Source organism: Saccharopolyspora sp. NPDC000359, assembly GCF_040300525.1.
Classification (GTDB): Bacteria; Actinomycetota; Actinomycetes; order Mycobacteriales; family Pseudonocardiaceae; genus Saccharopolyspora.
In genome coordinates this window covers 26,556-50,540 of the sequence record NZ_JBEPDU010000052.1, presented here as the reverse complement: position 1 = coordinate 50,540, position 23,985 = coordinate 26,556, and the positions used below count along the sequence as shown (strand labels likewise).

Below are 23,985 nucleotides of genomic sequence, written 5' to 3'. Positions count from 1 at the left end.
CTATTTCCATCCACTACTCTCTTCCGAGATCCTGTAACCCGGCCGCCGCACCACCGCCCGATCCGCGCGGAGCGGCCAGCGCTACACCGGCTGGGTCCGCTAGCCCAGCCGGGACCTCACCACCTCACCGCACATCCCCGACCAGCGGGGATGCTCACCTACCTCACCAGGAGGGCACCGCCATGCCGAATTTCGACACACCCGGACCGATCTCCGCGACCCTCGAGCTCGCGCTCGGCGACGTCCGCATCGTCGCCGCGGACCGCGCGGACACCGTCGTCGAGGTGCGCCCCACCGACAGCTCGCAGAGCGCTGACGTGCAGGCGGCGGAGCAGGTGCGGGTTACCTGCTCGAACGGGCACCTGCTGGTCAGCGGACCGAAGGGGAGGTTGCCGTTCACCAAGGTCGGTTCCGTGGACGTGCTGGTCGAGCTGCCAGCCGGCTCGCGGCTCCGCTTCGACGCCGCCGCGGCGAGCCTGCGCTGCGAGGGCGAGCTGGGGGAGTGCCGACTCAAGACCGCGGCCGGTCACCTGCACCTCGACCGGACGGGGGAGCTGAACCTGAGCACCGCCGCGGGTGATGTCAGCGTCGAGCGGGTGGCCGGGCGAGCCGAGGTCGGCACCCACAGCGGGAGCCTGCGCCTCGCCGAGGTCGCGGGCTCGGCCGTGATCAAGAACTCCAACGGCGCGAGCTGGATCGGACTCGTCGGCGGCGACCTGCGGATCAGCGCCGCCAACGGGGACATCTCGGTGGGCAGTGCGCAGGCGTCGGTGGACGCCCGGACAGCCAACGGGACCATCCGGATCGGCGAGGTCATCCGCGGCGAGGTGTCGCTGGCGACGTCGATGGGCGGCCTGGAGGTCGGCATCCGCGAGGGCACCGCGGCCTGGCTGGACGTGCGGTCCTCCTTCGGGCACGTGCACAACGAGCTGACCGCGGCGGACGGCCCAGCGGGACCCGACGAGAAGGTGGAGGTGCGTGCCCGCACCTCCTTCGGCGACATCACCGTCCGCCGCGCCACCACGGCCTGAGGGTCAGAGCACGCGGGAGTCGTACCGGCTCGGTGCGTACTGCTGGAGGGCGGTCCGGACCCGGCGGACGTCCTGGCGGCGGGCCAGCCAGCCACCGGTGGCGCCGATGGGGAAGACGTGCACGCCACCGTGGTGCGGGCGCAGGCGGTGCCACAGCGCGGAGCGTTGGGTGGCGCCGTCGGTGAACCACACCGCCACCGAAGCCCGCTTGCCGCTGCCCACCACGCCGATGCGCTGGACCTGGCTCCACGGGATCTCCCTGGTCAGGCCCATCCGCGAGATCAGCAGCCCATCGCTGTTGACCTTCAGGTTCAGGCTGGGCAGCACCGCCCGCAACGCCGACCAGGCGGCGCTGATGCCGAGCAGCAGCATGCCGAGCTGGAAGACCGGGAACCGGTCGTCCACGCCGAAGCCGGAGTCCGCCAACCGGTACGCGCCGTACATGATCGCCACGCAGACGAGCGCCGACAGCAGCGCGCGGAAGCGCCCGGCGGTGGCGAACACCGGGCCGGGGTTGTCGCGGCGCACCCGCTGCTGGGCGGTCTGCCGGGGCTGGGCGGGGACGATCTTGCCCCGCACCGGCTCGACCTCGTTCCGCGTCGCGGCCACCGGAGCCGCGGGCTGCGGGGCCACCGAGCTCGGGGCCGCCGGGGGCGGCGCCACCGGCGTCGGTGCGGGAGCCGGTGCGTGCGCGGATGCTGCTGGTGCTGGTGCCGGTGTGGGCTGCGGCGCCACGGGCGCGGGCGTGGCCTGGGTGTAGCTGCGGGTCGCGGGCTTGGGCTCGGCGACCGGTTGCGGTGGGGGCGTGTCCGGCAGCTGCGCGCTGGCCGTCTGCTGCAGCTGCGTGGCGTGCTGGGCGATCACGTCGCTGATCGCCGGGGGGAGCCACTGGTCGCCGTGCGGGCTGGACTCGCCTATCTCGTCCAGCATCTGCCCGGGCGTGGGCCGGGCCGCCGGGTTCTTGGCCAGGCACGCGGCCAGCAGCGGGCGCAGCCCGTCCGGAACCCCGGACAGGTCGGGTTCGGAGTGCGCCACCCGGTACAGCAGCGCGGCGGTGCTCTCCTCGCCGAACGGCCCGCTGCCGGTCGCGGCGAACACCAGCACCGCGCCGAGCGAGAAGACGTCGCTGGGCGGGCCGACCTCCTCGCCCAGGGTCTGCTCGGGGGAGAAGAACCCGGGGGTGCCCATGAACATCCCGGTCGCGGTCAGCGCCTTGCCGGTCATCGCCCGCGAGATGCCGAAGTCGATGACCCGCGGGCCGTCCGGGCCGAGCAGCACGTTGGCCGGCTTCAGGTCGCGGTGCACCAGCTCGGCGCGGTGGATGGCGATCAGCGCCTCGGCCAACCCGGCCCCCAGCCCGCGCACCGTGGCCTCCGGCAGCGGGCCGTGGTCGGCCACCGCCTGGTGCAGGGTCGGCCCGGGCACGTACTCGGTGGCCAGCCAGGGCTGCTCGGCGTCCGGGTCGGCGTCGACCACCGCGGCGGTCCAGAACCCGCCGACCGAGCTCGCGGCCACCACCTCGCGGCGGAACCGCTCCCGGAACTCCGCGTCCTCGGCCAGGTCCGGCCGGATGACCTTGACCGCCACCACCCGGCCGCCGCGCGAGCGGCCGAGGTAGACCCCGCCCATCGCCCCACGCCCCAGTCGGGCGAGCAGCCGGTAGTCGCCCACCCGGTGCGGGTCGCTGGCCAGCAACGGCTGCACGGGCTATCGGCCTCCTGTCCAGAGATCGCGTTTTCGTCCGCTTCGAGCTTACGGATCTGTGCGCGCCCGCGTGCGCGGGTCCGGCGAACCCGTGCCCGGCGGGGGCTGTCGCACCGCGCCGCATTGCTGCGGGCGGCGCGGCCTGGTAATCGAATACTTGGCTTCGTTCCAACCCTTTCACGGGGTGGGTGTTGTGGGTATGATCCGGCGCACTGCGAGCCCGAGGAACGATCAACGCGGATCGAGGGAGGCACGCGTGACGTCCACCGACCAGCTCCGCCCGGCCGTGGCGCTGCACGGCGTCGGCAAGTCCTTCCCCGGGGTGGTGGCCGTCTCCGACGTCACGCTGAGCATCCCGCCCGGTGAGGTGCACGTGTTCGCCGGTGAGAACGGCGCGGGCAAGTCGACGCTGATGAAGCTGATCGCGCAGGTCGAGCCGCCGAGCACCGGGTACGTCGAGCTGGCCGGGGTGCGCGTGGAGCACCACGGGCCCGGTGCGGCGCGGCGCCTGGGCGTGTCGATGGTGCACCAGGAGTTCGCGCTGGCCCCGGACCTGTCGGTGGCGGAGAACCTGTTCATCGGCCACGAACCGGGCCGCGGCGGCTGGATCTCCCGGTCGGCCGAGCGGCGCGCCGCCCGCGACCTGCTCGCCGAGGTCGGGCTGGACATCGACCCGGGCCGCCGCGTCGCGCAGCTGTCCACAGCGGAGCAGCAGCGCGTCGAACTGGCGAAAGCCCTTGCCGTGCAGGCGAAGGTGCTCATCCTGGACGAGCCGACCGCGACCCTGACCGAGGGCGAGGCCCAGGAGCTGTTCGGCATCGTGCGGGAGCTGACCGCCAAGGGCATCGCGGTGCTCTACATCTCGCACCGGCTGGACGAGATCTTCGAGATCGGCGACCGGGTCACCGTGATGCGCGACGGGGCGGTGGTGGCCACCCGGCCGGTGGCCGAGCTGGACGAGGCGCAGCTGGTGCAGCTGATGGTCGGCCGCGACGTGGCGAACCTCTACCCGCGCACCCACCAGGATCCCGGCCCGGTGCGGCTGCGGGTCTCCGGGCTCAGCCGCGGCGACGCCGTGCGCGATGTGTCCTTCGAGGTCCGCGCCGGGGAGGTCGTCGGGCTTGCGGGCCTGGTCGGGGCGGGGCGCACCGAGCTGGCCCGCGCGGTGTTCGGCGCGGAGCTGCCCGACGCGGGTACCGTCGAGCTGGACGGCAAGCCCCTGCGCATCCGCGGCCCGGCCGACGCGATCGCGGCCGGGATCGGTTACCTGACCGAGAGCCGCAAGACCGACGGGCTGGCCCTGCAGCTGGGCGTGGACAAGAACATCACGATGGCCAAGCTGCCGATGCGCGCCGGGCTGATCGACCTGGGCGCCGAGCGGCGCATCGCCGAGCGGGAGCGCGACGGCCTGCGCATCCGGGTGCCGTGGGTGGGTCGGCCGGTGCGCCAGCTCTCCGGCGGCAACCAGCAGAAGGTGATCTTGGCGCGCTGGCTGGAGACCGGCGCGGAGGTGCTGTTCTTCGACGAGCCCGGCCGCGGCATGGACGTGGGGGCCAAGTCGGAGATGTTCCAGCAGGTGGATTCGCTGGCGGCGCGCGGGGCGGCGGTGGTGCTCATCTCCAGCTACCTCCCGGAGCTGCTGAACATGTGCGACCGGATCCTGGTGATGCGCGGTGGGCGGATCACCGGTGAGGTCGGTCGCGCGGAGTTCTCCGAAGAGCGCGTCGTCGCGCTGGCGACCGGCGCCCGCAACGTCGAGAACGGGAGCAACCATGGCTGAACCGTCCACAACGGACCGAGGTCTGCTGGGGGCGCTGGGCGACCGCATGTCCGGGGCGATCTCGCAGGTCGCGGCGGCGGGCGCGCTGATCGTGGTGTTCGTGGTGCTGTCGGTCGTCGCGCCGTCGTTCCTGACCGCGGACAACCTGTTCAACCTGGGCTCGCAGACCTCGGTGAACGCGGTGATGGCGGTCGGCGTGACGCTGGTGATCATCACCGGCGGCATCGACCTGTCGGTGGGTTCGGTGGCCGCGCTGTCCGGGGTGGTCGGCGTGCTGCTGATGGCCGAGTACGGGTTCAACCCGCTGATCGGCATCCTCGGCGGCATCGCCATCGGCGCGGTGGCCGGGCTGGTCAACGGGCTGCTGGTGTCGGTGGTGGGGCTGCCGCCGTTCATCGCCACGCTGGGCATGCTCAGCGTCGGCCGCGGGCTGGTGCTGATCGCCACCGGCGCGGTCGCGGTGTTCGGCGCGCCGGAGTCGTTCCGGCTGCTCGGCCAGGGCGTCATCAACGCCATCCCGATCCCGGTGCTGCTGATCGCGGTGGTCGCCGTGCTCGGGCACCTGGTGCTGACCAGGACCAGGCTGGGCCGCTACGCGTACGTGATGGGCTCGAACATGGAGGCGGCGCGGCTGTCCGGCGTGCCGGTGAAGCGCTACACGACCCTGGTCTACGTGCTCTCCGGGGCGCTGGCCGGGCTGGGTGGCATGATCGCGGCGTCCCGGATCAACTCCGGCCAGCCGAACTTCGGCGAGGGCCTGGAGCTGGACGTGATCGCCGCGGTCGTCATCGGCGGCGCGAGCCTGTTCGGCGGGCGGGGCACCGTGCTGGGCTCGCTGATCGGCGCCTTCCTGGTCGCGGTCATCCGCAACGGCGCGGTCCAGCTCAACATCGGCACCTTCTACCAGAACGTGCTGATCGGCGTGATCATCTGGCTGGCGGTCTGGTGGGACCGCTACCAGCGGCGCAAACTCGGCGGCGACACCGGATGAGCGGTGTCGGGCTCCGGAGTCCGGTGATGAGCAAGGGAGCTCGGGGATGAAGAAGGTTCTGACCGCGGCGTGCGTGCTGGTGTCGGTGGCGGCGGCGGGTTGCAGCGTCGGGGTGCGCGAGCAGACCGGCGGCGGGGGCGACCAGGGCGGGCCGATCAAGCTCGCCGTGGTGCCCAAGGCGATCGGCTTCGACTTCTGGGAGAAGGTGCGGGTCGGCGCGGAGTGCGCGGGCTCCAAGCAGCGCGACGTCACCGTGCACTGGGACGGCGTGAGCGCGGAGAGCGACGTCAGCGGCCAGCAGAGCCTGCTGCAGGACCTGCTGGCGCAGGGCGACGTCAAGGGCCTGGTGTACGCGGCGACCGACGCCAAGGCGCTGGCCGACGTCACCAAGTCCGCCCAGGGGCAGGGCACCACGGTGGTCAACATGGATTCCGGGACCACCCCGCAGCCGCCGGACGTGCCGGTGTACGCCACCAACAACGTGGCCGCCGCCGAGCAGGCCACCGACCTGCTGGCCGAGCAGCTCGGCGGGCGCGGCAAGGTGGCGTTCATCGAGTTCCAGCCGGGCACCAGCACCAACGAGACGCGCGCCGAGGGCTTCGAGCGGGGCATGTCGAAGCACCCGGGGCTGGAGCTGGTCGCGCAGCAGTCCAGCGACAGCGACTTCAACCGGGCGCTGCAGGTCACCCAGGACATCCTGACCGCGAACCCGGATCTCAACGGCATCTACGCGGCCAACGAGCCCAGCGTGCTCGGGGCGGCCGAGGCGGTCCGGCAGGCGGGCAAGGTCGGCCAGGTGAAGATCATCGGCTGGGACACCTCGGAGGGCGAGATCCAAGCCCTGCGCGACGGGGTGATCACCGGCCTGATCGCGCAGAACCCGTTCAAGATGGGCTACGCCGCGGTGAACGCGGCGGTCACCAAGATCCGCGGCGAGCAGAACCCGTCGCCGGAGACCGACACCGGTTCGACCCTGATCACCAAGGAGAACGTGGACAGCCCGGAGGTCCAGAAGCTGCTCAACCCCAGCTGCGACAACCCGCCCGCCTGATCGGACAGCTCAGGCGGCGGGGAGCAGGTGGTCGTAGTCCGGCAGCTCGACGTCGTGGCTCGCGCCGAAGAACTTGCGCTGCAGCAGCTCATTGCCGGGCAGGTGCGGCAGGATCCGGACCACCTGGTGCTGCGCCCAGATGGCGAAGCGGCTGCCCGCGGCGACGTGCTTGGCGTTGGACTCGCCCGTCTTCTGGTTCGCGGCGACGAGGGGGCGCACCTGCCGCTCGTAGGCGGTGAAGGCGGCCGAGTGGTCCTCGGTCGCGGCCAGCTCACCGGCCAGGACGTAGGCGCCGACGAGCGCCGTCGACGTACCCTGGCCGGACAGCGGTGAGGAGCAGAACGCGGCGTCGCCGAGCAGCGCCACCCGTCCCGCGGCCCAGGTCGGCATCCGCACCTGGCTGCACGAGTCGCAGTAGAAGTCCGGCGCGGTGTCCAGCTGCTCCAGCAACCACGGCACCTCCCAGCGCATGTGCCGCATGTTGCTGCGCAGCAACGCCTTCTGCGCGGCGGGGTCGCGCTCGGCGCCGGTTCCTGGCGCGAGCAGGATGGCCATCGCCTGCGCGTTGTCCCGGATGCTGCGCACCATCGCCGTGCGGTGCGGTTCGTTGTAGATGAGCATCCAGCGGTCGAGGTCGAGCCGGTTCGGCACGGTGAAGAACGCCATCCGGTGGCCGAGGTCGTGCAGGTACCGCGATTCCGGCCCGAACACCAGCGAGCGGACCTCGGAGTGCAGCCCGTCCGCGCCGACCAGCACGTCGAAGGCCTCCGGCGGTCCGCTGCCGAAGGACGCCACGACCCCGTCCCGGGTCTGCTCGACGCTGGTGACGGTGGTGCCGAACCGGTACTCGACGTCCTGCCGGGTCGCCTCGTGCAGCACCTCGGCGAGGTCGCCGCGCAGGATCTCGAACTCGGCGACGATGCCCTCGCCGCCGAAGGCGTCCGAGGGCATCCGCGCGCGCTCCCGGTTCCACTCGTCCACGTAGGACATCCCTCGGGTGTCCGTGCAGGCGGCGCGGACCTGGGCGTCGAGCCCCATCCGCCGCACGACCTCCTTGCCCGCGCCGCGGATGTCCACGGCTTGCCCGCCCGGCCGCAGCCGCGGCGCTCGCTCCACGACCGTCACCGAGAACCCGTACCGGTGCAGCCAGTGCGCGAGCGCGGGCCCGGCGATGCTCGCTCCGACGATCAACACACGCTTGGTCATCTGTCGCCTTCCAGCCGCGAAGGGGGATGCGCTGACCGTACAGATGTCTAAGACAAACGTGCAAGACGCTTGTTCGGGTGGTGCCCTAAGCTGGCCGCATGGGCAATCGCGAGGACCTGCTCACCGCGGCGATGGAGTGCCTGCGCACCAAGGGCTACGCGCGCACCACCGCGCGGGACATCACCGAGCGTGCCGGGACCAGCCTCGCCGCGATCGGCTACCACTACGGGGGCATCCGGAACCTGCTCAACGAGGCGGTGCACGCGGCGTTGGAGCAGTGGAGCGACGCGGAGCACGCGCGGTTGCGCGACGCGCCGCCGGACGAGACCTTCCTGGAGCGCTTCGGTGCGGTCTGGGCCCGCACCATCGAGAACGTCCGCGCGGACCGGGGGTTGTGGGCGGCGTCGTTCGAGCTGATGTCCCAGGTGGACCACGTGCCTGAACTCCGGGAGCAGCTGCGCCGCGCGGTGCGGGGCGCGCGGACCGGGAACGTCGCGATGTTCGACGGGGTGGACGAGGACACCGTCAGCGACGAGGAGGCCCGCTCCGTCGGTGCGCTGTACTACGCGATCCAGGCGGGCGTGGTGATGCAGTGGCTGATCGACCCGGACGGCGCGCCCAAGGCCGAAGACCTCGTCGCCGGCCTGCGCGCGATCGCGGCCAAGGCCGTCGAGGAGGGCTGAGGTTCGCGGTCGCGGGTGGCCCGGTGTAGAACCGTCCGGTGGTCACCGCGATCCTCAACCCGCAGGTGCAGGAGGTCCTGGACCTGATCGGGATCTTCGCGTTCGCGCTCTCCGGCGCGCTGCTCGCCGTGCGCAAGCGCTTCGACGCCGTCGGCATCGTGGTGCTGGCGGAGGTGACCGCGCTGGGCGGCGGGATGTTCCGCGACCTGATGATCGGCGCGGTGCCGCCGGTGGCCTTCACCAGCCTCTCGTACTTCACCACGCCGCTGGTGGCCGCGGTGGCGGTGTTCTTCTGGCACCCGCGCCTGACCCGGATTCGCCGGTTCGTGCTGTTCTTCGACGCGATCGGGTTGGGCGTGTTCTGCGTGGCGGGCAGCATCAAGGCGCTGAACTTCGGCATGCACCCGCTGGCCGCGGTCGCGCTCGGCGCCGCGACCGCCATCGGCGGCGGCGCGATCCGCGACGTGCTGGCCGGGGAGGTCCCGGCGCTGCTGCACCCGGAGAGCGAGATCTACGCGGTCCCGGCGCTGCTGGGCAGCGGCCTGGTGTCGCTGCTGGCGGTGACGGGCTGGCTGACGCCGGTCACCAGCGCGTTCGCCGCCCTGCTGGCGGTCGTGGTGCGGCTGCTCGCGCTGCGCTACGGCTGGCGGGCGCCGCTGGCGCGCGGGGGGTCGTCGCTATGAGCGCTGCTTGAGGACCTCCAGGGCCTTGTCGGCGTGCACGCCCATGCGGAACTCGCTGCGGACCACGCCCAGCACCCGCCGCTGCTCGTCGATGACGAAGGTGTGCCGCTTGACCGGGATCGGCCCGCACCGCCGCTTGACCCCGAACTGGCGCGCGACGGCCCCGTCGGCGTCGGAGAGCAGCGGGAACCCGAAGCCGTGCGCGTCGGCGAACGCCTGCTGCTTGCCGACCTGGTCGGCGCTGATCCCCACCGGCTGCGCACCGACCGCGGCGAACTCGGCGCCCAGGTCCCGGAAGTGGCAGGCCTCGGCGGTGCACCCGGTGGTCATCGCCGCGGGGTAGAAGAACAACACCACCGGCCCACCGGTGACCAGCTCGGACAACGTCCGCTCCACACCGCCCTGGTCCGGCAGCGCGAAGTCCCCCACCACATCACCTTCCCGCATCCCTGCTCCTCCTGACGTCCGCTGTGATCGCGACCAGGGTATTGGTCCGGGGCGGAGGCCCGGTGGATGTGCGGGCGTGGGTGGGTAGTCGGGGGTATGCCTGAACTTCCGGATGTCGAGGGTTTTCGGCGCGTTGCTCAGCGGGCCGGGGGGCGGCAGGTGCGCAGTGTGCGGGTGTGCGATGCGCAGGTGCTTCGCGGGGTGGGGAGCGGGGAGTTCCAGGAGGCGCTGCGTCGGCGGTACTTCCAGGCGCCTTGGCGGTGGGGGAAGTGGTTGGTGATCCCGACCTCGGGAGCGCCGAACGGTGGGCCGGGGACGCCGGCCGTGCTGGCGCACTTCGGGATGACCGGCAGCTTCGAGTGGTGCCGGCACGGTGGGGACGTCCACCCGCACGACCGGGTCGTGTTCGACTTCGCCCCCGGCGAGCTGCGTTACCACGACATGCGGAAGTTGACCGGGCTGCACCTGGCCCGGCAGCCGGGCGAAGTGGACGAACTGCTGGCCGAGCTCGGGCCGGACGCGCAGCGGGTCGGGGTCGAGGAGTTCGGCGAGCGCCTCACCAGGACCCGGCGCGGGACCAAGGCCGCGCTGATGGACCAGTCCGTGCTCGCCGGGCTGGGCAACATCTGCACCGACGAGCTGCTGTGGCGGGCGCGGGTGCACCCGAACCGGGCGACCACCAAGCTCAGCGCCGACGACCTCGAACTGCTGCACCAGGAGATGCGCGTGATGCTGCGCGACGCCGTGCGGGCCGGGCGGGTGCCGGATGACGCGTCGTGGCTGACCGGGCACCGCGACGAGCCCGACCAGCGGTGTCCGCGGTGTTCGACGGCGCTGCGCCGCACGCGGGTCGGTGGGCGCGGGACCCTGTGGTGCCCCGCCTGCCAGTCGGACTGATGACCGCAGCGCATGCATTCATGCACTCACCGTGCGGTAACCTGAAGATGTTTCGGGGGTCAGGGTCGGGTCGGGGGGTTCGACCGCGCGGAGCCGGGAGCCGTGGGGGCCAGGGGCCGGCTCCGCGCCGCCCGGCGGCGTGATCGGCGTGGTCTAGCGCACTGTTTACCGGTCGGTAACCGCTTCGGCTGGCATGATCTGCCGACGAAGGCAGCGCAGCCGGAAGCGGGAAGGATCGTGTGGTGACGAAGATCGAACGCCTGGGAGTCGTCGGCGGCGGGCAGATGGGCGGCGGCATCGCGGAGGTCGGTGCCCGGGCCGGTCTGGACGTGATCGTGTGCGAGGTCAGCGACGAAGCCGCCCGCGCCGGTCGCACCCGGCTGTGGAAGTCGCTGAACCACGCGGTGCAGAAGGGCAAGCTCACCGAGGCCGAGCGCGACGCCGCGCAGTCCCGCCTGCACTTCACCACCACCACGGCCGACCTCGAGGACCGCAACATGGTCATCGAGGCCATCGCCGAGGACGAGGAGCTCAAGACCAAGCTGTTCGCCGAGCTGGACAAGGTGGTGTCCGACCCGGACGCGATCCTGGCCTCGAACACCTCCTCCATCCCGATCGCCAAGCTCGCCGGTGCCACCAACCGCCCGCAGCAGGTGCTCGGCGTGCACTTCTTCAACCCGGTCCCGGTGCTCAAGCTGGTCGAGCTGGTGCCGTCGTTGCTGACCTCCGAGGAGACGGTCGAGCGCGCCGCGGTGTTCGCCACCGAGCAGCTCGGCAAGGAGACCATCCGGGCGGTGGACCGCTCCGGGTTCATCGTCAACGCCCTGCTGGTGCCGTACCTGCTGTCGGCGATCCGGATGGTCGAGGGCGGCTTCGCCAGCGCCGAGGACGTGGACAAGGGCATGGTGCTGGGCTGCGCCCACCCGATGGGCCCGCTGCGGCTGTCCGACCTGGTCGGCCTGGACACCCTCAAGGCCATCGCGGACTCGATGCACGAGGAGTACGGCGACCCGAACTACGCCGCGCCGCCGCTCCTGCGCCGCATGGTCGACGCGGGGCTGAAGGGCAAGAAGTCCGGCAAGGGCTTCTACGACTACAGCGCCTGACCTCGCGCGAGGGCGGCCCGCAGCTCCTCGACGATGCGCTGCGGGTCGTCCTCCATGGGGAAGTGGCCTGCCCCGGGGATCGTGGTGAGGCTCGCGCCCGGGATGTCCGCGGCCAGGCGGTGGGCGTGGTCGACCGGTTGCCAGCGGTCTTCGGCACCCCAGATGATCCAGGTCGGGGTGGGCAGGGTCCGCAGCAGCGGCGCCACCCGCTGGGTGGGCGTCGAGTCGTAGTAGCGGACCTGGTGCTCGAAGAAGGACGCCCGGCCCACCGGTGTCCGGTGTGGACGCAGGTACGCCTCGAGGACCCCGCCGGTCATGCGGGCCGGGTCGGCGACCACCATCTCCAGTTGGCGGGTGAGCAGCGCTTCGAACTCCTGCTGGGACATCGCCGCGTGGTCGTCGAGGTGGTCGCGGATGATCCGCCGCCAGGTGCTCGACGGCCAGGAGTCGTAGCTGACCGAGTTGATCAGCACCAGCCGGTCGACGCGGTCCGGGTGCGCGGTGGTGAACAGCTGCGCCACCGCGCCGCCGATGTCGTGCCCGACCAGCGTGCAACGCCGGATGCCCAGCTGTGCCAGCAGGTCCGCCAGCAGCTCGGCCTGCGCGGTGACCGAGGTGTCACGGTCGACCGGGCGTTCCGAGGCGCCGTAGCCCAGCAGGTCGTGGACCAGGACGCCGTGGCCGTCCGCTTCGAGCGCCGGTGCCACGTTCCGCCAGATGTGCGAGTGCGACGGCGTTCCATGCAGGAGCACCACCGTCCCCCCGGTGCTCCCGGGGGTGTGGTGGTGCGCCAGCCGGACGCCGTCGACGAGGATGTCGTTCATGCCTGCTCCACGGTGATGACGAGCTTGCCGAAGAAGTCCTTGGTGGTGAAGACCCGCTGGGCCTCGCGCAGCTCGTGCAGCGGGTGGGTGCCCGCCAGCAGCGGGGTCAGCTCGCCGCGCTCGATGTGGCCGATCAGCTGGGCGAAGTCCTCGTGGGTGCCGAACGACGAGCCGATCAGCTGCAACTGCCGCAAGTAGAGGGTGCGCAGGTCGGTCTCCACCAGCGGCCCGGCGATGCCGCCCGCGACGACGTAGCGCCCGAGCGGGGCGAGTGCCCGCAGCAGCTGGGAGAAGGCCGGGCCCGCGACCACATCGGCCACCACGTCGACGGTTCCGACCTCGGCGGCCAGGTCCGGCGAGTTCCGGTCCACTGCCGCGTGCGCGCCGAGCTCCAATGCCCGCTCGCGCTTCGCCGCGCTGGTCACCGCGACCACCCGCGCTCCGCACAGCGTCGCGAGCTGGACCAGCGCCGAGCCGACGCCACCGGACGCGCCGGTGACCAGCACGGTTTCCCCGCCGCGGACGTCAGCTCGGTTGAGCATGCGCATCGCGGTCGCGTAGGCCGTCGGGAAGGTGGCGAGCTCGGCGTCGCTGAGCGGGCTTTCGATCGCGTGGGCGTTCCCGGCCGGAACCGTGGTGAACTCGGCGAACCCGCCGTCGCGCTCGCTGCCCAGGTACTCGGTGTCGACCAGCTCGCGCTCGCCGCCGGTGTAGAGCATCGGGTCGACGATCACCCGTTCGCCCAACCGCGACCGGGGGACGTCCGCCCCGACCTGGTCGATGCGGCCGACCACGTCGGCGCCCTGGATGCGGGGGAAGGCCAGCGGCTCGCGGCGCCACCCGGCGGTGCTCGCCGGGTCGTCCGGTGATCCGTAGGCACCTTCGCGGGTCCAGATGTCGGTGTTGTTGATGGCGGCCGCGGCGACCCGGATCCGGACCTCACCGGGTCCGGCCTGCGGGGTGGGCACGTCTTCGCGGTACTCCAGCTCCTCCGGTCCGCCGAAGCCGTTGAGCAGCACTGCACGCATCAGGGGCACTCTCCCATCGAGGTATACCGACCGGTATGGCTACCACTGTAGGCGCCGGAGAGCGGCCTGTGTCAACCCACCGGTCGGTATAGTCGAGGCATGACGGAGGTGCTGGAGAAGCTGACCCCAGCCGGACGGCGGGTGCTGGACGTCGCGGCCGAGCTGTTCTACGGCCAGGGCATCCACGCGGTCGGCGTCGAGGCCATCGCGGCGGCGGCCGGGGTGACCAAGAAGACGCTCTACGCCTGCTTCGGCTCGAAGGACCAGCTCGTCACCGCGTACCTGGTCGAGCGCGACCAGCGCTGGCGGGAGTGGCTGCGGGCCTGGGTCGCGGAGCACGCGAGCAGCCCGCGCGAGGAGCTGCTCGCGGTGTTCGACGCGCTCGGCGCGTGGATGGAACGCGCGGACTTCCGGGGCTGCGGCTTCGTCAACGCGCTGGCGGAGATCCCGGACCCCGACCACCCCGGGCGCTCGGTGGTCTTCGAGCAGAAGCGGTGGATGCGGCAGTACTTCGAGCAGCTCGCCACGGCCGCGGGCGCCGCCGATCCGGGGGAGTTCGCCGGCAGCGCCCTGCTGCTCTGCGAAGGCGCGACCGTGGTCGCCTCGACCGACATCCCCGGTGCGGTGCAGCACGCCCGGCGCGCGGCGGAAGTCCTGCTCGCGCGCTCCGCTGCCTGATCAGTCCACTTCGGACGCGATGGTGCCGCGCAGGGCGTCGACCGCGTGGCGGCGGTGCTCGTCGAGCAGCCGGACCAGGTCGTCGGCGCGCCGGTCGTGCGCCGCGGCCACGATGTCGTCGTGCTCGTGGCGGACGCGCGCCCGGTTGCTGTCGGAGTTGTAGTAGACCGCGCGGTAGGCGTCGGTGGCGTCCCACAGGGTCCGCACCACGCGCAGCAGGCGCGGCATCCCGGACGGTTCCAGCAGCGCGAAGTGGAAGCGGCGGTTGGCCGCGATCATGGCGACCAGGTCGCCCTCCTCGGCGGCGGCCTCCACGTCCTGCTGGGCGTCGCTGATGCGGACCAGGTCGGTCTCGGTGAACCGCTCGGTGGCCACCGCGGCGGCCTCGGCCTCCAGCAGCTCCCGCATCCGGTAGACCTCCAGCAGGTCGGCCAGCGACAGTTCGGCCACCGAGTAGCCCCGGTGTGGCTGGTAGACGACCTGGCCCTCCGCCTCCAGCGTCTTCAGCGCCTCGCGCAGCGGCACCCGGCTGACGCCGAGGCGCTGGGCGATCGAGTCCTGCCGGATCGGCTGGCCCGGGGCCAGGTCGCCGGACACGATGGATCTGCGCAGCTCGCCGAGGACGAACTCCTGCGTGGTGGGTGGTCGCTGCATCCCCGGATCTCCCGTGCTCGCCGTTCTCCGCCGCCTTGACCGGCCGCCGAACAACTGTATATTGGATCCAAAATCGACGTGGCGCAAGCCACTGCGGGCATGTTGGAGAGGGGCGGGGTGGATGCAGGCACTGCCGTTGGACGGCGTGGTCGTCGCGGACTTCAGCCGGGTGCTCGCCGGGCCGTACGCGACCATGCTGCTCGCCGACCTCGGTGCCACCGTGATCAAGGTGGAGCGGCCCGGCGCCGGTGACGACACCCGGTCGTGGGGCCCGCCGTGGACCGAGCACAGCTCGTCCTACTTCGAATCGGTCAACCGCGGCAAGCGCAGCATCGCGCTGGACCTCGACGACCCGCAGGACCGGGCAACCGCGCACGACCTGGTCCGCCGCGCCGACGTGCTGGTGCAGAACTTCAAGCCGGGAGGGCTGGCCCGCCACGGCCTCGACCACGCCGCGGCGCGCGAGCTCAACCCGCGGCTGGTCTACACCTCCATCTCCGGCTTCGGCAGCGCCGGGGGAGCCGACCTGCCCGGTTACGACTTCGTGGTGCAGGCCCTGGGTGGGCTGATGAGCATCACCGGCGAGGCCGACGGGCCGCCGACGAAGGTCGGTGTGGCGCTGGTGGACGTGCTCACCGGCAAGGACGCCGCGTTGGGCACCATGGCCGCGCTGCGCCACCGGGAGCTGACCGGCGAGGGCCAGCACGTCGAGGTGAACCTGCTGTCCAGCCTGCTGGCGTCGCTGGTCAACCAGATGAGCGGGATGCTGACCACCGGCACCGCACCGCAGCGGATGGGCAACCAGCACCCGAGCATCGCGCCGTACGAGACGCTGCGCTGCGAGGACGCCTTCCTGGCCGTCGCGGTCGGCAACGACGGCCAGTTCCGCAAGCTGTGCGGGGCGCTCGGGCTCGTCGGGTTGCCCGACGACCCGCGCTTCGCCACGAACGCGCAGCGCGTCGCGCACCGCGACGAGCTCGCCCGGCTGCTGGAGAACGTGCTCGGTGCCCGCACCGCGGCCGACTGGCAGGAGCGGTTGCAGGGCTTGGGGATCGCGTGCGGGCAGGTCAACGACCTGCCGCGGGCGGTGCACTACGCGGAGGCCCTGGGCCTGCGGCCGCTGGTCGACCCCGGCGGCGGGGCGGCCGCGCAGGTGCGGATGCCCATCGACTTCTCCGCGCACGGCAGCGCGGAGGTGACGCCGCCGCCGCTGCTCGGCGAGCACGGCAAGGAAGTCCTGGCGTGGTTGGAGGATCCCGCGGAACCGCTCCCTCCCATCGGGCCCCGGTGACGGCCTGGGGAGCGCAACCCCGGGCCGTCCTCACCGGGGAACTCCCGGGACTCGCGGCGGGGCAAGGGCTCGCGGCAGCTCACGCCGGTGCCGCGGCAGGCGCCGCGGCTGCGGCTCAACAAGGAATCTAGGAGGAACTCGCGATGAGTGCCGGTGGAAAGCGCCCCGCGTTCGACCCCCGCGACCCGCTCGGGATCGACGCCGAATTCAGCCCGGAGCAGCTGGCGATGCGCGACAGCGTGCGCGCGCTGTGCCGCGACCACGTGCAGCCGCACGTCGCCGAGTGGTACGAGCGCGGGGAGCTCCCGCAGGCCCGCGAGCTGGCCAGGGAACTGGGCAAGCTCGGCGTGCTGGGCATGCACCTGGAGGGCTACGGCTGCGCCGGGCTGTCCGCAGTGGACTACGGCATCGCCTGCGAGGAGCTGGAGGCCTGCGACTCCGGGCTGCGCTCGCTGGTGTCGGTGCAGGGTTCGCTGGCGATGTTCGCCATCTGGCGCTGGGGCTCGGAGGAGCACAAGCAGCAGTGGCTGCCGCAGATGGCCGCCGGTGAGGCGATCGGCTGCTTCGGCCTGACCGAGCCCGACCACGGCTCCGACCCGGCCTCGATGCGCACCACGGCCCGCCGCGACGGCTCCGACTGGGTGCTCAACGGCCGGAAGATGTGGATCACCAACGGCAGCATCGCCTCGGTCGCGGTGGTCTGGGCCCAGACCGACGAGGGGGTGCGCGGCTTCGTCGTGCCAACGAACACCGCGGGCTTCTCCGCGCCGGAGATCAAGCACAAGCTGTCGCTGCGCGCGTCGGTGACCAGCGAGCTGGTGCTCGACGACGTCCGGTTGCCCGCGGACGCGGTGCTGCCCGAGGTCACCGGCCTGCGTGGTCCGCTGTCCTGCCTCAACGAGGCGCGCTACGGCATCGTGTGGGGCGCGGTCGGGGCGGGTCGCGCCTGCCTGGAGGCCGCGTTGGACTACGCGACCACCCGCGAGCAGTTCGGTCGCCCGATCGGCGCGTTCCAGCTCACCCAGGGCAAGCTCGCCGACATGGCGGTGCGGGTGCAGAACGGTCGGCTGCTGGCCCTGCACCTCGGCAAGCGCAAGGACGCCGGGCAGCTGATCCCGCAGCAGGTCAGCTTCGGCAAGCTGGACAACGTGCGAGGTGCCCTGGAGGTCGCCCGGACGGCCCGCACGATCCTCGGCGCGAACGGGATCTCGTTGGAGTACCCGGTGATCCGGCACATGACCAACCTGGAGTCGGTCCTGACCTACGAGGGCACCAGCGAGATGCACGCCCTCACCATCGGCCAGGCCCTGACGGGCCACAGCGCCTTCCGCGGTTAGAACAGGTCCCTGGGCTCATCCTGCGTGCCGGTGCGGGTAGCGGAACCTCAGGACCCGCTGCGGTGCGGGTTGCGGAGGTGGGCCAGGCGGCTGCGCGCTTCGAGGACAAGAGCAGGTGCTCACGGTCGTGAGTGCGCCAGTGTTGGACGCTGCTGCGCACTCACGACCTGGGGCGTCACCAGACGGTGAAGCCGCCGTCGATGACGACGTTGCTGCCGGTGACGAAGCTGCTGGCCTCCGCGGCCAGGAACACCGCCAGCGGGCCGATCTCGCGCGGTTCGGCCACCCGCCCCAGCGGCGTCTGCGCCAGCCACTGCGAGTACCACTCGGGTTGGGTGTCCTGGACGCCTTTGAGCAGGTCCGTGCCGGTGTAGCCGGGGGAGATGGAGTTGACCCGCACCCCGCGACCGCCCCACTCGCCGGCCAGCGACTTGGTCAGCATGATCACCCCGGCCTTCGAGGTGTTGTAGTGCGCCTGCGGCTGCGGGTGGTTGGAGATCAGCCCGGACATCGAGGCGATGTTGATGATCGAGCCCGACCCCCGCGCCAACATCGCCCGCCCGACCTCGCGGCAGCACCAGAACACCGCGTCCAGGTTGAGCCCCAGCACGCGCCGCCACGATTCGTCCGAAGTGGACTCGGCGGGCTCGTTGCGCACGGTGCCCGCGTTGTGCACCGAGACGTCGATGCGGCCGTGGTCGGCCACCACGCGGTCGACCAGCCCGGCCACCGCCGCCGAATCGGTCACGTCGACCTGCTGGAAGCTGCCCCCCACCTGCTCGGCGGCGCGCCTGCCGGTGTCCGCGTTGATCTCCGCGACCACCACCTGCGCCCCGGCCGCGCTCAGCGCCTTGGCAATCTCCAGTCCGATGCCCTGGCCACCGCCGGTGACCAGAGCGACCTTGTCCTGCAACGAGAAGACGTCGTTGCCCATGCGTCCCGCCCTTCCGCGCGTCGTGGTCCCGCCGCGGTCGTGCCGCCGCGCCCAGGCGAAGTGAACCAGCGATCGCCCGCTCGGGCCAGCCGCCCGATCAGCGGAGCAGGGGCGGGAGGAAGCGGTGGGGCCAGTCGGTGGCGCGCTCGTAGGCGTGGGCCAGCTGGAGCAGGGACCACTCCGCGTGGTTGCGGCCGATCAGCTGGACGCCCATCGGCAGGCCAGCCGCGTTGCAGCCCACCGGGAGGTTGGCCACCGGGTGCCCGGACAGGGTCCACGGCGCCACCGCCTCCATCCACCGGTGGTAGGTGTCCATCGACCGGTCGCCGATCTCCCGCGGCCAGCGCTGCTCGACGTCGAACGGGAACACCTGTGCACTGGGTGCGAGCAGGAAGTCGTACTCGTCGAACAGCTCCGCCACCGCCGCGTACCACTCGTCGCGGCCGGTCAGCGCGCGGCTGATGTCGGTGACGCTCAACCGGTGGTAGTTCTCGACCTCGAAGACCAGCTCGGGCTTGAGCAGCGGCCGCGTGGCCGGGTCGGCGTAGAGCTCGGCGTGGTCGCGGCCGACGGTCCAGGACCGCCACAGCAGGAACGTCTCCCACGCCTGCTCGACCGGCAGCCGCTTGGCCACCGGCTCGACCGCGCACCCGATCTCGCCGAAGGCGGCGAAGGACCCGGCGCACAGCTCCAGCAGGCCGGGCTCGGTCGGCAGGTAGCCGTCGAAGTCGCCGACCCAGCCGATCCGCGCGCCGTCGAAGTCGCGCTCCAGCTTGCCGGTGAACAGCTCCGGGTCCTGCTCGATGCTCAGCGGCGAGCGCTGGTCGGGACCGGCCATCGTGGACAGCAGCATCGCCACGTCCCGCACGGTGCGCCCCATCGGGCCGATGACCGAGGGCGAGCTGAGGAACCCCTCGCCCGGGACGCGCCCGAAGCTCGGCCGCAGCGACACGATGTTGTTCCAGGCGGCCGGGTTGCGCAGCGACCCCATGAAGTCGCTGCCGTCGGCCACCGGGAGCAGCCGCAGTGCCAGGGCCGCTCCGGCGCCGCCGCTGCTGCCGCCCGCGCTGCGCGTGGTGTCGTAGGGGTTGCGCGTGGTGCCGAACACCGGGTTGAAGGTGTGCGAACCGAGGCCGAACTCGGGGACGTTGGTCTTGCCGATCACGATCGCACCGGCTTCCCGCATCCGCCGCACGTGCAGGTCGTCGCGGTCGGCGGTGGTGTCGGCGAACACCGGCGAGCCCTTCGTGGTGGGCAGCCCCGCGGCGTCGGAGAGGTCCTTGACCGCGATCGGGAAGCCGTGCATCCAGCCGCGGTGCTCGCCGCGGTCCAGCTCCTGGTCCCGCTGCCGGGCCTCGTCGAGCAGCTTCGCCTCGTCGCGGAGCGAGACGATCGCGTTCACCTCCGGGTTGAACCGGTCGATGTGCGCGAGGTAGGTCTCCACCACCTCCGCGCAGCTGACCTCGCGGCGGGAGATCAGCCAGGACAGCTCGACCGCGTCGAGCAGCACCAGGTCGGGGATCTTCGATGCTGGCAGTCCGGACCCGGGAGCTAGCGGCACGCTGCTTCCTCCTGTGCTCGATCGACTCCGTTGACCTTCGTCGCGGCGGGCGCGCACGTCAACCGCCTGCTGGCCGCAGCGGCGCGGCAGAGGCGTACGTCACGTTAGCGTTGCTAAAAACCATTCGGGTTTCCACGCTGAGGTGACTGGGACACCGCTCGAGGAAGGGGCCGCCGATGCCCGCCGTGGCAGCTGCCGGGCAGCACCAGCGGACCGTCGGAACCGCTCGGGTGCTGTCGTCGGTCGCAGCGGTGGTCACCGTCGGGGTGTTCCCGGTGTTCCTTGTCGGTGGTCTCGGCGTGCAGCTGCAGCAGGATTTCGGCTTCGGCGCGGCGCTGCTGGGCGTCGGCGCCGCCGGGTTCTTCGGCGTGGCGTCGCTGTCGTCCCGGACCATGGGCTGGTTGGTGGAGCGGATCGGCTCGCGGCTGGGCATGCGGATCGGTGCGTTGGGCAGCTCGTTGTGCCTGTTCGGGATCGCGGCCGCCCCCAACTCGGTGTGGCTGCTGGCGCTGCTGTGGCTGGGCGGCCTGCCCAACTCGCTGGCGCAACCCGCCTCCAACCTGCTCATCGCGCAGGGCATCCCGGTCCACCGGCGTGGCATGGGTTTCGGCGTCAAGCAGTCCTCGATCCCGGCGGCCACCCTGCTGGCCGGGGTGGCGGTGCCCGCGGTGGCGCTGACCGTCGGCTGGCGCTGGGTCTTCGTGATCGCCGGGGCGATCGCCCTGGTGGCCGCGGCCGCGGTGCCCCGGCTGCCGGCCGCGGAGCGGTCGACGTCCGGGAGCTCGGCGAGCGGTGGCCTGGGTGCGCGCCGCAGCGCGCTCCTGCTGCTGGCGATCTCCGGTGGCCTCGGGTCGGCGGCCGCCAACGCGCTCGGCGCGTTCGTCACCACCACCGCGGTCGAGGTCGGGTTCAGCCCGTCGGCGGCCGGGCTGGTGCTCTCGCTGGGCTCGGCGACGGGCTTGCTGATCAGGCTGTGCGCGGGGGTGGTCGCCGACCGCTGGAACCCGAACCTGGTGCGGGTCATCTCGGCGATGCTGGTGATCGGTTCGCTCGGCTTCGGGCTGATGGCGGTGCACTCGCCGGTGGCGTTCCTGATCGGCGTGTCCATCGGATTCGGCGCGGGGTGGGCCTGGCCGGGGCTGCTGAACTTCGCGGTCGCCAAGATCGCCCCGGACCGGGTCGCCAGCGCCACCTCGTTCACCCAGACCGGGATCTACCTCGGCGGCAGCCTGGGACCGCTGCTGTTCGGCATCTTCGCCGAGCACGCGGGGCTCGCCGGGGCGTGGCTGGCGGCCGGTGCGGCCGCGGTCGTCGCGGGGGTCCTGCTGCTGTTCATCCGCCGCTGACCGGCTGGACCGGGATGCGGGTGGCGGCAGACTTGCGGGCCACCCCGCCGTAGAGCAGCTGGTAGCGGTCCGCCGCGGAGGTCGGGTGGCCGGGGTCGGGGCGCCACCTCGCCAGGTAGGTGGTGCCCGGCGGCAGGACCTCGAAGTCACCGAACAACTTGTCGATCCAGCTGGTCTCCCGCGGGTGCAGCGGGTCGGCGGTCTCGGCGTAGAGGTCGGCCAGCACCCGCACCGCAGCCGGGGCGTGCGTGCCGGTCAGGTGCGAGACCACCAGGTGGCTGCCCGGTACCAGTGCGTTCCGGTAGGCCTCCACCAGGCCGAGCGGGTCGTCGGAGTCGGGGACGAAGTGCAGCACCGAGGACATCAGCAGCCCCACCGGCCGGTCGAGGTCGAGCAGCTGCTGGGCCTCCGGGGCGAGCAGGACCGACTCCGGGTCGCGGCAGTCGGCGAGCAGGATGTCCGCGCGTGGCTCGTCGGCCAACAGTGGTCTGCTGTGCGCGACGGTCAGCGGCTCGTTGTCCACGTACAGCACCCGGAAGTCGTGGGCGCGCCGCCGCGCCACCTCGTGCAGGTGCCCGATGGTGGGGATGCCGGAGCCCAGCTCGAGGAACTGGCGCACCCCGCTGGCCAGCAGGAACTCCACCACCCGGCGCAGGAAGGCGCGGTTCTCCTGGTAGCAGGCGCCGATGCCGGGCAGCGCCTGCTCGACGCGCTCGACGAACCCGCGCTCCACGCCGAAGTTGTGGCCGCCGCCCAGGAACGCGTCGTAGATCCGCGCGGCGGCAGGGCGGACGATGTCCATCTGCCGCGCCCGCGGGTTGCGCGTGTCGACCAATGACTTCCCCCTCCTCGTTGAAATCGTACAGTAGTCAACATGTGACTCAGAGTGCTCGAACCCGGGTCCGCGTGCCGCGCTTGCTGATCGTCGGGGGCGCGTACCACGATGGGCTCCTCGCGACAGACGCACTCCCAGGAGGTGCTCGTGACCGACGTCCGCGCGGTGGTGGCGACAGGCAAGGGCAGGCCGGTCGAGGTGGTGACCATCGACGTGCCGGACCCCGGGCCCGGGGAAGCGGTGGTCCGGGTGCAGGCCTGCGGTGTGTGCCACACGGACCTGCACTACCGCGAGGGCGGGATCAGCGACGACTTCCCGTTCCTGCTCGGTCACGAGGCGGCCGGGGTGGTCGAGGCGGTCGGCGAGGGCGTCGCCGACGTGCAGCCGGGCGACTTCGTGGTGCTGAACTGGCGCGCGGTGTGCGGGCTGTGCCGGGCGTGCAAGCGCGGCCGCCCGCAGTACTGCTTCAGCACGCACAACGCCGCCCGTCCGATGACGCTCGACGGCACCCCGCTCTCGCCCGCCCTGGGCATCGGCGCCTTCGCGGAGAAGACCCTGGTGCACGCCGGGCAGTGCACCAAGGTGGACCCGGCGGCCCGCCCGGCGGTCGCGGGGCTGCTCGGCTGCGGCGTGATGGCCGGGATCGGCGCGGCGGTCAACACCGGTGGTGCCGGGCCCGGCGACACCGTGGCGGTGATCGGCTGCGGCGGGGTCGGCGACGGCGCTATCGCCGGGGCGGACCTGGCCGGGGCGCGCCGGATCATCGCGGTGGACACCGACGCGAAGAAGCTGGACTGGGCGCGTCGGTTCGGCGCCACGCACGTGGTCAACGCCGCCGAGACCGACCCGGTCGCGGCCATCCGCGAGCTCACCGATGGTTTCGGCGCGGACCTGGTGATCGACGCGGTCGGTCGGCCGGAGACGTTCAAGCAGGCCTTCTACGCCCGCGACCTGGCTGGCACCGTGGTACTGGTGGGCGTGCCCACCCCGGAGATGACGCTGGAGCTGCCGCTGCTGGACGTCTTCGGCCGCGGCGGTGCGGTGAAGTCCAGCTGGTACGGCGACTGCCTGCCGGAACGGGACTTCCCGATGCTGGTGGAGCTGCACCAGCAGGGGCGGCTGCCGCTGGAGGAGTTCGTCAGCGAGGAGATCGCGCTGGACGAGGTGGAGCAGGCGTTCGCGCGGATGGAACGCGGCGAGGTGCTGCGCTCGGTGGTGGTCTTCTGATGGCCGCGCGCATCGACCACACCACGACCTCCGGCACGTTCTCGCTGGACGGCCAGACCTTCGACGTCGACAACAACGCCTGGGTCGTCGGTGACGACGTCGAGTGCGTGGTCATCGACGCGCCGCACGACGTCGGGGCCATCCGTGCGCTGGTCGGTGACCGCGAGGTCCGGGCCGTGCTGTGCACGCACGCCCACGACGACCACGTGCGCAAGGCCCCGGAGCTGGCCGAGGCGGTGGGCGCGCCGGTGCTGCTGCACCCCGACGACATGGTGCTCTGGCGGCTGACCCACCCGGAGCGCGAGCCGGACGGGGAGCTGGCCGACGGGCAGGTGGTCGAGGTCGCCGGGATCGGCCTGCGCGTGCTGCACACCCCCGGGCACGCGCCCGGCGCGGTGTGCCTGCACTCGCCGGAGCTGGGCGTGGTGTTCACCGGCGACACGCTGTTCGCCGGCGGCCCCGGTGCGACCGGCCGGTCCTATTCGGACTTCGGCACCATCACCGCCTCCATCCGGGACCGGTTGCTGCCGCTGCCCGCGGACACCGAGGTCCGGCCCGGGCACGGGGACAGCACCACGATCGGCGAGGTGCGGGCGCAGTTCGACGACTGGGTGGCGCGCGGCTACTGATCGTCGGGGACCTGGCGCGCGGTAGTCTCCGTTACCACTTTCGGCGGATGAAGCTGCGCGGT

The 23,985-nt window shown here is 72.1% G+C and carries 23 protein-coding genes; 14 read left to right on the top strand and 9 right to left on the bottom strand.

The window, feature by feature from the left end; genetic code table 11:
- Positions 1-182 precede the first annotated feature (182 nt).
- Positions 183-1,031: a DUF4097 family beta strand repeat-containing protein gene (locus ABT324_RS27315; protein ID WP_351183248.1), complete on the top strand. Its 849-nt coding sequence runs from the start codon at positions 183-185 to the stop codon at positions 1,029-1,031.
- A 3-nt stretch (positions 1,032-1,034) separates the two neighbouring features.
- On the opposite strand, the gene ABT324_RS27310 is transcribed toward ABT324_RS27315, so the two are convergent.
- Positions 1,035-2,735: a serine/threonine-protein kinase gene (locus tag ABT324_RS27310; protein WP_351183246.1), complete on the bottom strand. Its 1,701-nt coding sequence runs from the start codon at positions 2,733-2,735 to the stop codon at positions 1,035-1,037.
- A 256-nt stretch (positions 2,736-2,991) separates the two neighbouring features.
- On the opposite strand from ABT324_RS27310, the gene ABT324_RS27305 reads away from it, so the two are divergent.
- From ABT324_RS27305 to ABT324_RS27295, 3 genes are read left to right on the top strand one after another with little or no spacing between them, the layout of a single operon-like run.
- Complete coding sequence (locus tag ABT324_RS27305; RefSeq protein ID WP_351183244.1) at positions 2,992-4,515, top strand: sugar ABC transporter ATP-binding protein; 1,524 nt, start codon at positions 2,992-2,994, stop codon at positions 4,513-4,515.
- The gene (locus ABT324_RS27300) at positions 4,508-5,506 is read left to right on the top strand and encodes an ABC transporter permease (RefSeq protein WP_351183242.1); all 999 of its coding nucleotides are present in this window, start codon (positions 4,508-4,510) and stop codon (positions 5,504-5,506) included. Before ABT324_RS27305 ends, ABT324_RS27300 begins: the two co-directional genes overlap by 8 nt.
- Positions 5,507-5,552: 46 nt before the next feature.
- The gene (locus tag ABT324_RS27295) at positions 5,553-6,557 is read left to right on the top strand and encodes a sugar ABC transporter substrate-binding protein (protein ID WP_351183240.1); all 1,005 of its coding nucleotides are present in this window, start codon (positions 5,553-5,555) and stop codon (positions 6,555-6,557) included.
- Between the two features lie 9 nt (positions 6,558-6,566).
- On the opposite strand, the gene ABT324_RS27290 is transcribed toward ABT324_RS27295, so the two are convergent.
- Positions 6,567-7,763, bottom strand: a complete 1,197-nt coding sequence (locus ABT324_RS27290; protein ID WP_351183238.1) for an FAD-dependent monooxygenase — start codon at positions 7,761-7,763, stop codon at positions 6,567-6,569.
- A 98-nt stretch (positions 7,764-7,861) separates the two neighbouring features.
- Between ABT324_RS27290 and ABT324_RS27285 the strand changes: the two genes are divergently transcribed.
- The gene (locus tag ABT324_RS27285; RefSeq protein WP_351183236.1) at positions 7,862-8,446 is read left to right on the top strand and encodes a TetR/AcrR family transcriptional regulator; all 585 of its coding nucleotides are present in this window, start codon (positions 7,862-7,864) and stop codon (positions 8,444-8,446) included.
- Between the two features lie 38 nt (positions 8,447-8,484).
- Entirely contained in the window at positions 8,485-9,129 is a 645-nt protein-coding gene (locus tag ABT324_RS27280; RefSeq protein WP_351183234.1) for a trimeric intracellular cation channel family protein, read from the top strand.
- Here the strand turns inward: ABT324_RS27280 and ABT324_RS27275 are convergent.
- Positions 9,124-9,576 carry a peroxiredoxin gene (locus ABT324_RS27275; RefSeq protein ID WP_351183232.1) on the bottom strand — a complete coding sequence of 151 codons (453 nt, stop codon included), beginning with the start codon at positions 9,574-9,576 and terminating at the stop codon, positions 9,124-9,126. The genes ABT324_RS27280 and ABT324_RS27275 overlap by 6 nt on opposite strands.
- 66 nt (positions 9,577-9,642) lie before the next feature.
- On the opposite strand from ABT324_RS27275, the gene ABT324_RS27270 reads away from it, so the two are divergent.
- On the top strand, positions 9,643-10,473 hold the full coding sequence (locus ABT324_RS27270; protein ID WP_351183230.1) for an Fpg/Nei family DNA glycosylase: 831 nt from the start codon (positions 9,643-9,645) through the stop codon (positions 10,471-10,473).
- A gap of 242 nt (positions 10,474-10,715) precedes the next feature.
- Positions 10,716-11,579: a 3-hydroxybutyryl-CoA dehydrogenase gene (locus tag ABT324_RS27265; protein ID WP_351183228.1), complete on the top strand. Its 864-nt coding sequence runs from the start codon at positions 10,716-10,718 to the stop codon at positions 11,577-11,579.
- Here ABT324_RS27265 and ABT324_RS27260 read toward each other — a convergent pair.
- Positions 11,567-12,403 carry an alpha/beta fold hydrolase gene (locus ABT324_RS27260; protein WP_351183226.1) on the bottom strand — a complete coding sequence of 279 codons (837 nt, stop codon included), beginning with the start codon at positions 12,401-12,403 and terminating at the stop codon, positions 11,567-11,569. The genes ABT324_RS27265 and ABT324_RS27260 overlap by 13 nt on opposite strands.
- Positions 12,400-13,431 (bottom strand): alcohol dehydrogenase family protein, encoded by a 1,032-nt coding sequence (locus ABT324_RS27255; RefSeq protein WP_351183224.1) that lies wholly within the window; start codon positions 13,429-13,431, stop codon positions 12,400-12,402. The genes ABT324_RS27260 and ABT324_RS27255 overlap by 4 nt, the downstream gene beginning before the upstream one ends.
- Positions 13,432-13,530: 99 nt before the next feature.
- On the opposite strand from ABT324_RS27255, the gene ABT324_RS27250 reads away from it, so the two are divergent.
- Positions 13,531-14,109, top strand: coding sequence for a TetR/AcrR family transcriptional regulator (locus ABT324_RS27250; RefSeq protein WP_351183222.1), 579 nt, complete (start codon positions 13,531-13,533; stop codon positions 14,107-14,109).
- Here the strand turns inward: ABT324_RS27250 and ABT324_RS27245 are convergent, their stop codons facing one another.
- Positions 14,110-14,763 carry a GntR family transcriptional regulator gene (locus ABT324_RS27245; protein ID WP_351183220.1) on the bottom strand — a complete coding sequence of 218 codons (654 nt, stop codon included), beginning with the start codon at positions 14,761-14,763 and terminating at the stop codon, positions 14,110-14,112. It abuts the gene before it with no gap.
- A gap of 121 nt (positions 14,764-14,884) precedes the next feature.
- Here ABT324_RS27245 and ABT324_RS27240 point away from each other — a divergent pair, with 121 nt between their 5' ends.
- Together ABT324_RS27240 and ABT324_RS27235 are read left to right on the top strand one after the other, a co-directional pair.
- The gene (locus ABT324_RS27240) at positions 14,885-16,054 is read left to right on the top strand and encodes a CaiB/BaiF CoA transferase family protein (protein WP_351183218.1); all 1,170 of its coding nucleotides are present in this window, start codon (positions 14,885-14,887) and stop codon (positions 16,052-16,054) included.
- 143 nt (positions 16,055-16,197) lie between these two features.
- Positions 16,198-17,391, top strand: coding sequence for an acyl-CoA dehydrogenase family protein (locus ABT324_RS27235; protein WP_351183216.1), 1,194 nt, complete (start codon positions 16,198-16,200; stop codon positions 17,389-17,391).
- Positions 17,392-17,566: 175 nt separating this feature from the next.
- Here the strand turns inward: ABT324_RS27235 and ABT324_RS27230 are convergent, their stop codons facing one another.
- Positions 17,567-18,325, bottom strand: a complete 759-nt coding sequence (locus tag ABT324_RS27230) for an SDR family NAD(P)-dependent oxidoreductase (RefSeq protein ID WP_351183214.1) — start codon at positions 18,323-18,325, stop codon at positions 17,567-17,569.
- A gap of 97 nt (positions 18,326-18,422) precedes the next feature.
- Positions 18,423-19,886 (bottom strand): amidase, encoded by a 1,464-nt coding sequence (locus ABT324_RS27225; RefSeq protein WP_351183212.1) that lies wholly within the window; start codon positions 19,884-19,886, stop codon positions 18,423-18,425.
- A gap of 176 nt (positions 19,887-20,062) precedes the next feature.
- Here ABT324_RS27225 and ABT324_RS27220 point away from each other — a divergent pair, with 176 nt between their 5' ends.
- Complete coding sequence (locus ABT324_RS27220) at positions 20,063-21,232, top strand: MFS transporter (RefSeq protein WP_351183210.1); 1,170 nt, start codon at positions 20,063-20,065, stop codon at positions 21,230-21,232.
- Here ABT324_RS27220 and ABT324_RS27215 read toward each other — a convergent pair.
- A complete protein-coding gene (locus tag ABT324_RS27215) occupies positions 21,219-22,067 on the bottom strand; it encodes an SAM-dependent methyltransferase (protein ID WP_351183208.1) in 849 nt (282 codons plus the stop codon). The genes ABT324_RS27220 and ABT324_RS27215 overlap by 14 nt on opposite strands.
- A gap of 147 nt (positions 22,068-22,214) precedes the next feature.
- Here ABT324_RS27215 and ABT324_RS27210 point away from each other — a divergent pair, with 147 nt between their 5' ends.
- Together ABT324_RS27210 and ABT324_RS27205 are read left to right on the top strand one after the other, a co-directional pair.
- A complete protein-coding gene (locus ABT324_RS27210; protein ID WP_502949805.1) occupies positions 22,215-23,294 on the top strand; it encodes an S-(hydroxymethyl)mycothiol dehydrogenase in 1,080 nt (359 codons plus the stop codon).
- Positions 23,294-23,923, top strand: a complete 630-nt coding sequence (locus tag ABT324_RS27205; protein WP_351183204.1) for an MBL fold metallo-hydrolase — start codon at positions 23,294-23,296, stop codon at positions 23,921-23,923. The genes ABT324_RS27210 and ABT324_RS27205 overlap by 1 nt, the downstream gene beginning before the upstream one ends.
- The last annotated feature ends 62 nt before the right edge of the window (positions 23,924-23,985 follow it).

What these genes read in the sequence shown, in the direction of transcription:
- ABT324_RS27255 (WP_351183224.1), bottom strand. Translation starts at nt 13,431, where the DNA reads ATGCGTGCAGTGCTGCTCAACGGCTTCGGCGGACCGGAGGAGCTGGAG.
- ABT324_RS27230 (WP_351183214.1), bottom strand. Translation starts at nt 18,325, where the DNA reads ATGGGCAACGACGTCTTCTCGTTGCAGGACAAGGTCGCTCTGGTCACC.
- ABT324_RS27240 (WP_351183218.1), top strand. Translation starts at nt 14,885, where the DNA reads ATGCAGGCACTGCCGTTGGACGGCGTGGTCGTCGCGGACTTCAGCCGG.
- ABT324_RS27295 (WP_351183240.1), top strand. Translation starts at nt 5,553, where the DNA reads ATGAAGAAGGTTCTGACCGCGGCGTGCGTGCTGGTGTCGGTGGCGGCG.
- ABT324_RS27250 (WP_351183222.1), top strand. Translation starts at nt 13,531, where the DNA reads ATGACGGAGGTGCTGGAGAAGCTGACCCCAGCCGGACGGCGGGTGCTG.
- ABT324_RS27245 (WP_351183220.1), bottom strand. Translation starts at nt 14,763, where the DNA reads ATGCAGCGACCACCCACCACGCAGGAGTTCGTCCTCGGCGAGCTGCGC.
- ABT324_RS27290 (WP_351183238.1), bottom strand. Translation starts at nt 7,763, where the DNA reads ATGACCAAGCGTGTGTTGATCGTCGGAGCGAGCATCGCCGGGCCCGCG.
- ABT324_RS27220 (WP_351183210.1), top strand. Translation starts at nt 20,063, where the DNA reads ATGCCCGCCGTGGCAGCTGCCGGGCAGCACCAGCGGACCGTCGGAACC.
- ABT324_RS27205 (WP_351183204.1), top strand. Translation starts at nt 23,294, where the DNA reads ATGGCCGCGCGCATCGACCACACCACGACCTCCGGCACGTTCTCGCTG.
- ABT324_RS27275 (WP_351183232.1), bottom strand. Translation starts at nt 9,576, where the DNA reads ATGCGGGAAGGTGATGTGGTGGGGGACTTCGCGCTGCCGGACCAGGGC.
- ABT324_RS27235 (WP_351183216.1), top strand. Translation starts at nt 16,198, where the DNA reads ATGAGTGCCGGTGGAAAGCGCCCCGCGTTCGACCCCCGCGACCCGCTC.
- ABT324_RS27300 (WP_351183242.1), top strand. Translation starts at nt 4,508, where the DNA reads ATGGCTGAACCGTCCACAACGGACCGAGGTCTGCTGGGGGCGCTGGGC.
- ABT324_RS27285 (WP_351183236.1), top strand. Translation starts at nt 7,862, where the DNA reads ATGGGCAATCGCGAGGACCTGCTCACCGCGGCGATGGAGTGCCTGCGC.
- ABT324_RS27315 (WP_351183248.1), top strand. Translation starts at nt 183, where the DNA reads ATGCCGAATTTCGACACACCCGGACCGATCTCCGCGACCCTCGAGCTC.
- ABT324_RS27260 (WP_351183226.1), bottom strand. Translation starts at nt 12,403, where the DNA reads ATGAACGACATCCTCGTCGACGGCGTCCGGCTGGCGCACCACCACACC.
- ABT324_RS27270 (WP_351183230.1), top strand. Translation starts at nt 9,643, where the DNA reads ATGTGCGGGCGTGGGTGGGTAGTCGGGGGTATGCCTGAACTTCCGGAT.